Origin of the sequence: Pseudophaeobacter sp. (genome assembly GCF_039971195.1) — a bacterium.
GTDB lineage: Bacteria > Pseudomonadota > Alphaproteobacteria > Rhodobacterales > Rhodobacteraceae > Pseudophaeobacter.
Map to the genome: position 1 here is coordinate 20,936 of NZ_JBDWPJ010000127.1, position 9,007 is coordinate 29,942.

General features: G+C 58.2%; 10 protein-coding genes. 7 read left to right on the forward strand and 3 right to left on the reverse strand.

Annotated elements, in window-relative coordinates:
- The 3 genes from ABJP42_RS11280 to ABJP42_RS11290 all read right to left on the reverse strand — a co-directional run bounded on the left by ABJP42_RS11280 (position 1) and on the right by ABJP42_RS11290 (position 2,738).
- Positions 1 to 531 (reverse strand): TRAP transporter small permease, encoded by a 531-nt coding sequence (locus ABJP42_RS11280; RefSeq protein WP_348340409.1) that lies wholly within the window; start codon positions 529 to 531, stop codon positions 1 to 3.
- A gap of 71 nt (positions 532 to 602) precedes the next feature.
- Entirely contained in the window at positions 603 to 1,598 is a 996-nt protein-coding gene (locus tag ABJP42_RS11285; RefSeq protein ID WP_348340410.1) for a TRAP transporter substrate-binding protein, read from the reverse strand.
- Positions 1,599 to 1,940: 342 nt separating this feature from the next.
- The gene (locus tag ABJP42_RS11290) at positions 1,941 to 2,738 is read right to left on the reverse strand and encodes an NAD-dependent epimerase/dehydratase family protein (protein WP_348340411.1); all 798 of its coding nucleotides are present in this window, start codon (positions 2,736 to 2,738) and stop codon (positions 1,941 to 1,943) included.
- Between the two features lie 175 nt (positions 2,739 to 2,913).
- Between ABJP42_RS11290 and ABJP42_RS11295 the strand changes: the two genes are divergently transcribed.
- The 7 genes from ABJP42_RS11295 to ABJP42_RS11325 form a co-directional block, all read left to right on the forward strand.
- Complete coding sequence (locus ABJP42_RS11295; RefSeq protein ID WP_348340412.1) at positions 2,914 to 3,654, forward strand: FadR/GntR family transcriptional regulator; 741 nt, start codon at positions 2,914 to 2,916, stop codon at positions 3,652 to 3,654.
- A 136-nt stretch (positions 3,655 to 3,790) separates the two neighbouring features.
- Positions 3,791 to 4,696 carry a 5-dehydro-4-deoxyglucarate dehydratase gene (kdgD, locus tag ABJP42_RS11300; RefSeq protein WP_348340413.1) on the forward strand — a complete coding sequence of 302 codons (906 nt, stop codon included), beginning with the start codon at positions 3,791 to 3,793 and terminating at the stop codon, positions 4,694 to 4,696.
- On the forward strand, positions 4,693 to 5,823 hold the full coding sequence (locus ABJP42_RS11305) for a mandelate racemase/muconate lactonizing enzyme family protein (RefSeq protein WP_348340414.1): 1,131 nt from the start codon (positions 4,693 to 4,695) through the stop codon (positions 5,821 to 5,823). The genes kdgD and ABJP42_RS11305 overlap by 4 nt, the downstream gene beginning before the upstream one ends.
- Before the next feature lie 46 nt (positions 5,824 to 5,869).
- Complete coding sequence (locus ABJP42_RS11310; protein WP_348340415.1) at positions 5,870 to 6,730, forward strand: amidohydrolase family protein; 861 nt, start codon at positions 5,870 to 5,872, stop codon at positions 6,728 to 6,730.
- A gap of 110 nt (positions 6,731 to 6,840) precedes the next feature.
- Positions 6,841 to 7,575: a FadR/GntR family transcriptional regulator gene (locus ABJP42_RS11315; protein ID WP_348340416.1), complete on the forward strand. Its 735-nt coding sequence runs from the start codon at positions 6,841 to 6,843 to the stop codon at positions 7,573 to 7,575.
- The gene (locus ABJP42_RS11320) at positions 7,572 to 8,513 is read left to right on the forward strand and encodes a sugar kinase (protein WP_348340417.1); all 942 of its coding nucleotides are present in this window, start codon (positions 7,572 to 7,574) and stop codon (positions 8,511 to 8,513) included. Before ABJP42_RS11315 ends, ABJP42_RS11320 begins: the two co-directional genes overlap by 4 nt.
- Positions 8,510 to 9,007: bifunctional 4-hydroxy-2-oxoglutarate aldolase/2-dehydro-3-deoxy-phosphogluconate aldolase (locus ABJP42_RS11325; RefSeq protein WP_348340418.1), on the forward strand; the 498-nt coding region annotated here is incomplete at its 3' end. The genes ABJP42_RS11320 and ABJP42_RS11325, both read left to right, overlap by 4 nt.

The following is a 9,007-nucleotide window of genomic DNA, read 5'->3' on the forward strand; positions in this document are numbered from 1 at the left end:
TTATACTGCGCCTTTTTCTGTGTAGTTGCGTCCCTGGGCCAAGCAGATGATGCGGAAGACAGCGCGTGAGCCGGTAAAGACAAACACAAGACCGCCGCAGAGCAGTGCAGATAGCGTTCGGAAGCTTTCTGGGATGTCGAGCATGGGCAACATTGTGCTCCAGCCAAAATTAAACAGTTCGATGCAGGCGATGACCATAATCAGCCCAAAGGCGGCCAGAACGATATCAATCACCAGCTTCAGGACCGAGCTGATCCGGGCACCCAGAGCATCGCGGAACAGGGTCACGCCAAGGTGGGTGTTTTCATGAATGCCTGCAGCGGCACCCAGGTAGGTGATGTAGCAGACAAGTAGAAGCGCCAGTTGCTCGACCCAGGTGGGTGTTGCATTCAAAACGTAGCGGCCAAAGACCAGCCAGCCAAAAGTAGCGACCAAGATTACAAGAGCGATTGAGGCAGCCAGCATGCAGAGGGCACTTAGACCATCTAATCCGCGTTCTGTGCGCTCCATCCAACGAGGTTTCTGCTCCATGAGCCATATCCTTCGAATTGAGCGGGATGCGCCCCGTCAAGGCGGAGCGCATCTTGTTTGTTTTCTGTCAGTTAGTCCGCGTTGCGGAACAGGTTGACCAGTTCTGTCATCTCGGGGTTTGCCGCGAGATAGTTTTCATAGACCGGCGCCATGGCCGCCTGGAAAGCAGATTTGTCAGCGATTTCGTTCACGGTGACACCGCCATCCAGAACGATCTTCATCGAGGCCGCTTCGCGTTCCTGCCACAGCTTGCGCTGCAACTCGGTCGAGGCACGGCCCGCATCACGGACGATCTGCTGCTGCTCAGCCGACAGCGCGTCAAAGGTCTTTTTGCTCATGCAGAGGCACTCTGGAATGATCAGGTGCTGCGACATGGAGTAGTACTGCGCGACCTCAAAATGGCTGGTCGATTCATAGGATGGGGGGTTGTTTTCCGCACCATCGACAACGCCGGTTTTGATAGACTGATAGACCTCAGCAAAGGCCATCGGTGTGGCGTTGCCGCCCATGGATTCGATCATCCCAACAAACAGGTCGTTGTTCATGACGCGCACTTTCATGCCCTCAACGTCAGCCGGAGTATTGATCGGCTTGATCGAGTTGTAGAAAGACCGTGCGCCGGCATCGTAGTAGCCCAGGGCAACGATACCCTTGGCTTCCAGTGCCTCGCCAAGAGCTTCACCAGGTGCGCCATCCATCAGACGATACATCTGCGGAACGCTTTTGAAGATGAAGGGCAGCGAGACAACATTGGTCTCTGGCACGGCCTGACCCATTGGCCCAAGGCTGAAGACACCAAAGTCCAGGATGCCGAGGCGCAGCTGCTCAATTGCGTCAGGCTGCGAGCCCAGAACGCCGGCGTGAAAGACTTCACCCTTAACAGCGCCATCAGTTTTCTCTTGGACTTCCGCCATAAAGGCTTCCATGCCGTGCGAAACCGGATAATCCACAACGTGGATGTTCCAACCGCGCCAGTCTTTGGCTTCAGCACCCAAGGGGGCCATGGCCAAAGTCGCCGCTGCGGCAAGGGCAAATGCCCCGCGTCCGATCAAGTTGTTCAACATCATTTTGTCTCCTCCTCCAGACAATTTGTCACAAATCATTCTCAGAAATTACAAATATTTACAACTCTCAATTTTGAGAGTTCCCGTAAATTTCCGTTGCTCACCTCCGCAGACTCCCGTCAAGAACCTGTTAACCTTTTGTTATTGTGTATTATATTCTGTGTGGAGAAATTTCTTTCCCGCTCACAAAAGCCAGGTGATATTCGGCATTCATGCCTGAACTTCCTCCAAGTTGTTCAGTCACTGACCAATCTGTTCGGATGAAAATCAGGCCTGCCTCCCCGCCATTGCCGTTCAGAATCACGCCGCGCTACTGGCTCTACTTGCTATCAGAGCAGCCGCAGATCAGTCGTCCTCAAAATGGCCCGCGGCCGCAAAGGCGCCGCCCTGGTAGACAACTGCCGGATCCGTGGGGTCGGTCACCTCTTCAATGATCACCGGGTCATTGGCGAACTGAGCCGAACTATCCTGAGGCTGCCAGCCGAGATAGGCAGTCTCACTATTGTCCCACCAGCTCTCTTCATTGTCAGAGGCGCCGTAGACCACAGCAAAGCCAACGCGATCCGCATCGACCACCCGCTTCACCAGGCGTGTCAGATCGTCAAAGCTGAGCCAGGTCGCCATCATCCGGCGATTGCGCGGCTTCTCAAAGCTCGATCCGATGCGCACACAGGCGGTCTCGATGCCGTATTTGTCAAAATAGTAGCGCGCCAGCAGCTCACCAAACCCTTTGGAGACCCCATACATACTGTCAGGGCGCAGCGCAGCCGAGGCATCCAGCCGGGTTTCCCGCTTGTGAAAACCAATCGCATGGTTGGAACTGGCAAAGAGAACCCGGCCAACCCCCTGCTTTCGGGCGGCCTCATAGATATTATAGGTGCCGCAGATATTGGCATTGAGGATGGTGTCAAAACTGTTCTCGACCGACATGCCCCCAAGATGCACGATCGCATCGCACCCTTCGGCCAAGGCCATGACAGCCTCGGCATCCGCAAGGTCACATTGCACTACTTCCTCGCCTGCCTGCGCAGGATCAAGTTCGACCAGATCCGACAGCCGCAGCAGCTCATAGCTGCCTGCAAGCTTCTGGCGTAGGACCTTGCCCAAGCCTCCTCCGGCACCGGTCAATAATATGCGTGTCATCCACTCCCCCTCCCTCGGGTCTGGCTGGCGTCTTTGGCAATTTGATTGCACATGTAATTGCGGCCTGTCAAATTTTTATCATACAAATTTTTCAGCCCTATGATAACTGACCTCTGGACCTGCCCGCCGCGACAGGGGATTATGGGGCAGAAATCCAGCCCCGATGAAAGATCAAATGAGCCAATCTCCAAAACGTGCAGCGCAGCAGCAGGGGCAGAACCTGACCCAATTTCTGGCCGGCCAGTTGAAACAACGCATCCTGTCGGGTGATCTGAAACCCGGCAACAAGCTGCCAACCGAACAGCAGCTGGCCCAGGAGTTCGAGGTGAGTCGCACCGTGGTGCGCGAAGCGATCTCTGGCCTCAAACAAAGCGGCTTGCTGACCTCGCGACAGGGGTCCGGCGTCTTTGTACTGGAGCCAAGCCAGACTGGTGAAACCCTCACCTTTCTGAGCAACAACCCCCGGACAATCGCCAGCGTCATCGAATCCCTGGAGCTCCGAACCGCCGTAGAAATAGGGGCCGCAGAGCTTGCCGCCCAGCGTTGTTCTCCGGCGCAAGAGGCGCGAATCTTTGAATGCTACAGCGCCTTCAAAGCCCGCGTCGAAGCTAGAGAGCCTTCGGAAAAGGAAGACTACGCCTTCCATCTGGCTGTAGCCGAGGCTTCAAACAACAAGAAGTTTGTTGAGTTCCTCACCCTACTGGGGCGCGATACCATTCCCCGCTCTGAGCTGCGCAAAAAGGCGAATCTACGGTCAGATCCGGAGCTTGAATTGCGGATCCTGAAAGAACACCGCGATATTTTGGATGCTATAGCGGGCCAAGATTCGACAGAGGCCGGACAAGCCATGCGCCGCCATCTGGAGCAGGGCGCGGATCGTTACCGCAGCCTCGCACGGGCTGCGCAATTGTCGTAACACCCGACAATTCATCATACCAATCTTGACAGTATCGCCGCAATTGGGTTTAAGCACTCAGGATCGCGCCAGCAGGGGATCGCCCCCACCCCCATAGCGCGCACCATTTCAGCTCGACCCTTTGGAAGGCCAGCACATGACCCCACAAGATCTCAAAGTAAAAATCGGCACCGGCCTTTTGTCCTTTCCGGTCACGCATTTTGATGGCGCGCTGGATTTTGACAAATCCGCCTATCAGGAGCATGTTGGCTGGCTGTCACAATTTGATGCCGCCGCACTGTTTGCCGCTGGCGGAACGGGAGAGCTGTTCTCGCTCACCCCCGGTGAAATTACCGAGGTGGTCAGGGCCGCCAAAGAGGCTGCTGGCGACACGCCAATCATTTCGGGCTGCGGCTATGGCACCAAAATGGCGGTTGATATCGCCAAAGAGGTTCAAAACTGCGGTGCCGATGGCGTACTGCTGCTGCCCCACTATTTGATCGGCGCCAGCCAGGAGGGGTTGTTCACCCATATCAAAACGGTTTGCGATGCGGTCGATATCGGCGTGATCATCTATAACCGGGCCAATTCCGTGGCCTCCGCTGACACCGTCGCCCGACTGGCAGAGGCCTGCCCAAATCTGGTGGGCTTCAAGGATGGCACCGGCGACATCAATCTGGTGCGCGAAGTGGTCTCCAAATGCGGCGACCGGCTGAGCTATATTGGCGGTATGCCCACCCATGAAGTCTTTGCCGAAGCCTATGAAGCCATGGGCGTTACCACCTATTCTTCCGCCGTGTTCAACTTTGTGCCCGAACTGGCGCTCAGTTTTTTCCAGGCCATCCGGTCCAAGGATCAGGCCACTATCGACAGGTTGCTGCAGGATTTCTACTATCCTTTCCTGGCGGTCCGGGACCGGGTGCCGGGCTACGCCGTCTCCGCCATCAAGGGCGGGCTCAGCGCAATTGGCCACGCCTCCGGCCCGGTCAGACCACCACTCACGGACCTGAGCGCAAAAGAGATCGCCATGCTCACCCAGATCATCGAGGATACCAAACCGTGAAGATAGCAAAGGTTCAGACACATATTCTGCACCATGATCTGGCGCAGCCTTTTCAGTCCTCCTTTTCGACCTTTCGCGCCCGGCGGCATCTGCTGGTCGAGATTGAAACTGAAAGCGGGTTGATTGGCTGGGGGGAATGTCTGGGGCCAGCGGATATCAATGCTGCCGTGGTCACAGCAATGACGCCCATGCTGATCGGGCGCTCGGCCCATGACATCGAACCGATCTGGCTGGATCTTTATAATCAATTCCGCGATCAAGGTCAGCGCGGCGTCATTCATACCGCGCTCAGCGGTATTGATATCGCCCTGTGGGATCTGGCGGGCAAGTATTTCGACGCTCCGATCCATCAGCTGATGGGCGGCGCCTGGCGTCGGGTCATTCCCGCCTATGCCACTGGCGGGTTCCGCCCCGAAGGCGGCGATCACGCGGCGGCCTGCGCTGCCGAGATGGCGCAATACGTGGGTGAAGGCTTTGAGGCGGTCAAGATCAAGATCGGCTACGGGATAGAGAGCGATCTGAAAACAATCGCTGCCACCCGTCAGGCCATCGGGCCAAATACAGAACTGATGATTGATGCCAATCACGGTTATGACGCGGTCGATGCCATCGAAGTTGGGCGCCGCGCCAGCCAGTATGACATTCACTGGTTCGAAGAACCGGTGGTGCCCGAAGCCCTGCGCGCCTATCAGCAAGTCCGACAGGGCCAGCCCATCCCACTAGCAGGCGGCGAAACCTGGCATGGCCGCTGGGCCATTGACGAGGCCCTGCAGCAAAACACCGTGCAGATCCTGCAGCCGGATGTCTGTGGCGTTGGCGGGCTGAGCGAGGCGCGCAAGATCATCACCCTGGCGGATATTCACCAGGTTCGGCTGGTGCCGCATGTCTGGGGCACAGCCGTGGCGCTGGCCGCCGGCTTGCAGTTTCACGCCATCCTGCCGCCCAACCCGCCCAGCCACGAACAACGCTCGCCGCGGCTGGAGTTTGACCGGACCTATAATCCCTTCCGCCAGGACATCGTCGAGGCTCCAATCGAGCATAAAAACGGCCAGGTCGCAGTGCCGCAGGGACCGGGTCTCGGGATTTCGATCAACCGTGACGCCCTGCTGGCCTATCGTGCCGCCTGACTGCCCTGCCTGACTGGCCACCCAACTAAGAGATTGGAACAAACAGATGTTCAGGACCCTCACTGGCCGCCAGCCAGCCACCGCTCTGCCGCCGCAGGCAACCGATTGCCATATCCACCTGTTTGACAGTCAGAACTACAAAGATCCGCCCAAAGGCCCGCCTGCACCAATGGATGCGACCATCGCGCATTATGAGTCGGTGCAAAAATGGCTCGGGCTAGAACGGGTGGTTGTGGTCCAGGGCAATGCCTATCACACAGACAACAGCTATCTGTTGGATGCGCTGGATCATTTTGGCCCGGCAGCCCGCGGCGTGGTTGCGATTGAGCCCGACATCAGCGACGAAACGCTTGAGGCAATGACCGCGCGGGGCGTACGCGGCGCCCGCATCATGGATCTCTTGCAGGGTGCCGTTGGGTTGGACCGGCTGCTGCAGATCAACGCGCGGGTACAGCCCTTTGGCTGGTCGCTGGTCGTGCAGTTCGACGGCAGGGATATCCGCGAGCATGTAGCAAAGTTGGAGCAGATTCAGGGCGATTATGTCATTGACCACACCGGCAAGTTCCTGACTCCGGTCGCAGCGGACAGCGCCGAGTTTGCGGCCCTGTTGCGGCTGATCGACCGCGGCAATTGCTATGTTAAACTGGCCGGTTGCTATGAGACGTCTCAGGTGGGCTATCCAGGCTTTGACGATCTGGCCGTGCTCTCTAAGGCGCTGATCCAACATGCTCCGGATCGGATCATCTGGGGTACAAACTGGCCGCACAATATGTCGACCAGCCGCGAGACCTACCCGGATGATGTTCATCTGCTCGATCTGGTGATGGATTGGGCAGGTTCACCTGAAAACATGCAAAAGATCTTTGTCGAGGCACCGGCCCGGCTCTATGGGTTTGATCTGGGCTAGCCCCAGCCCGCGCCAACGCCCATTCCCAGTTGCCTCTTGCCGTTTTCGTCAACCTGTATTACAGGTGCACAGGTAGCGCATTGCTGGAGCAATGCTGGCAAGGGAGCGTCATGACAACAGATCTGGAAAATCTGGACCGTCGCCCGCTCTATACGCGGGTGGCTGACAGCATTCTGGCGATGATCGCGGATGCCGGACTGCGCCCCGGTGATGATCTGCCGTCAGAGGCCGCCCTGGGCGAACGCGCCGGGGTCAGCCGTGTGGTGATCCGTGGCGCTCTGGCGCATCTGGCCGGTGCCGGGCACATCAAGATCTCCAATGGCCGCAAGGCGCAGGTCAATGCCATCAACCCTGACATCCTGGCCAATACCTTTAGCCACGGGCTAGCGACCTCTCAGTTTTCCGTCGCCAAGGTGCTGGAGGTGCGTCAGGGCATCGAGACCACAACCGCCGCCCTGGCAGCCCTGAACCGGACCGAGGAAGAACTGCAAAAGCTGGAAGACCTCTGCAGCCAGATGGAACAGTCCATTGGCGACCCAGAGGCCTTTGCCGATCTGGACTATCTGTTTCACCTCTGCATTGCCGAGGCCACGCAAAACCCGCTCTACGTCTATATCGTCAAACCCCTGCGCGAGATCATCAAGCATTCCATCACCGCCGGCCGGTTGGCCCAGCCCTCTTCGAGCGAGCAAAACCGGATCCTCACCGATCATCGAATCATTCTGACAGAAATCACCAAAGGGGACGCCAGCGCGGCCTCTGAGGCGATGAAAGATCATTTTTCTGCAGCCAGTCAGGCGGTGCACCGCACCGAGGCAGAACCCCCAACAGGACCAACACCATGACACCCGCAAACAGCCAGCCGCTGGACGTTCTTTGCTTTGGCGAACCCATGTTCGAATTCTCCTGGTTGGAGAAAGATACCATCCGGCCCGGCATTGGTGGCGATGTTTCGAACACCGCCGTGGCCGCGCGCCGCGCTGGGGCCCGCGCTGGAATGTTGACCCACCTGGGCCGCGATAACTTTGGCGATCACATTCTGCAGCTCTATGCCGATGAAGGCATCGAAGCCTCGCGGATTGAACGAAAAGAAAACGCGCCAACGGGGCTGTATTTTATCGACTACGGTGCCGAAGGGCACCAATTCTCCTATCGCCGCGCCGGGTCTGCCGCCAGCCAGATCACCCCAGAGGATCTCACACCCGAGATGTTCGATCAGATCGGTGTGCTGCATATCAGCGGCATCACTCAGGCGATCTCTGACAGCTCCTGCGCCGCCTCTATCAAGGCCGCGGAACTGGCCCGCCAAGCCGGGGCTAAGGTCTCTTTTGATACGAATCTGCGGCTCAATCTCTGGAGCGCGGCCCAGGCCCGCGATGCCATGGCAAAGATCCTGCCACTGGTGGACATCGTCTTTCCCAGCATCGAAGATTCCGAAGCGCTGTTTGGCACAACCGACGTGGCAGAGATCTGCGATAGCTTTCTGCAAACAGGTGTTGGCATGGTGGTGCTGACACTGGCCGAAAAGGGCGCTATCGTTGCCACCTCTGAGGGACGCCAAACCATCGATGCCTTTGCAGCCAATCTGAGCGATGCCACAGGCGCCGGTGATACCTTTGACGGGGCCTTTCTGGCTGAATTCTGCCGCACTGGCAATACGCTGGATGCGGCGCGATTTGCCTGTGCTGCGGCTTCAGTTTCGGTTGAAACTATTGGCGCCGTCGCCTCCATTCCGAAACGCGACAGTATTCTTGCCCGCATGCAACAAGGTGACCCGAAATGAGAACCAATCCTGAAACCGCGCAAAAGGTAACCCGTGAGGTCTGCACCCTGGCACCAATCATGCCAGTGCTTGTGGTGCGCGATGCCGCCCATGCCGCGCCGCTGGCCAAGGCGCTGATTTCTGGCGGTCTGCCGGCCCTAGAGGTCACCCTGCGCACGCCGGCCGCTTTGGAGGTCATAGCGGAGATGGCCAAGGTGCCCGGTGGTACCGTGGGCGCTGGAACTCTGGTCACGCCGCAGGATGTGCGCAACGCCAAGGAAGCAGGGGCCACGTTTGGCGTATCCCCTGGCGCAACGGATGCCTTGATCGACGCCTGTATTGAGGAAGGCCTGCCCTTGCTGCCCGGTGCGGCCAGCGCGAGCGAGGCGATGCGCTTGCTGGAGCGCGGGTATGCTATGCAAAAATTCTTCCCGGCCGAAGCCGCAGGCGGAGCCCCGGCCCTCAAAGCCATTGGCGCACCGCTGCCCCAGATCAGTTTCTGCCCCACCGGTGGC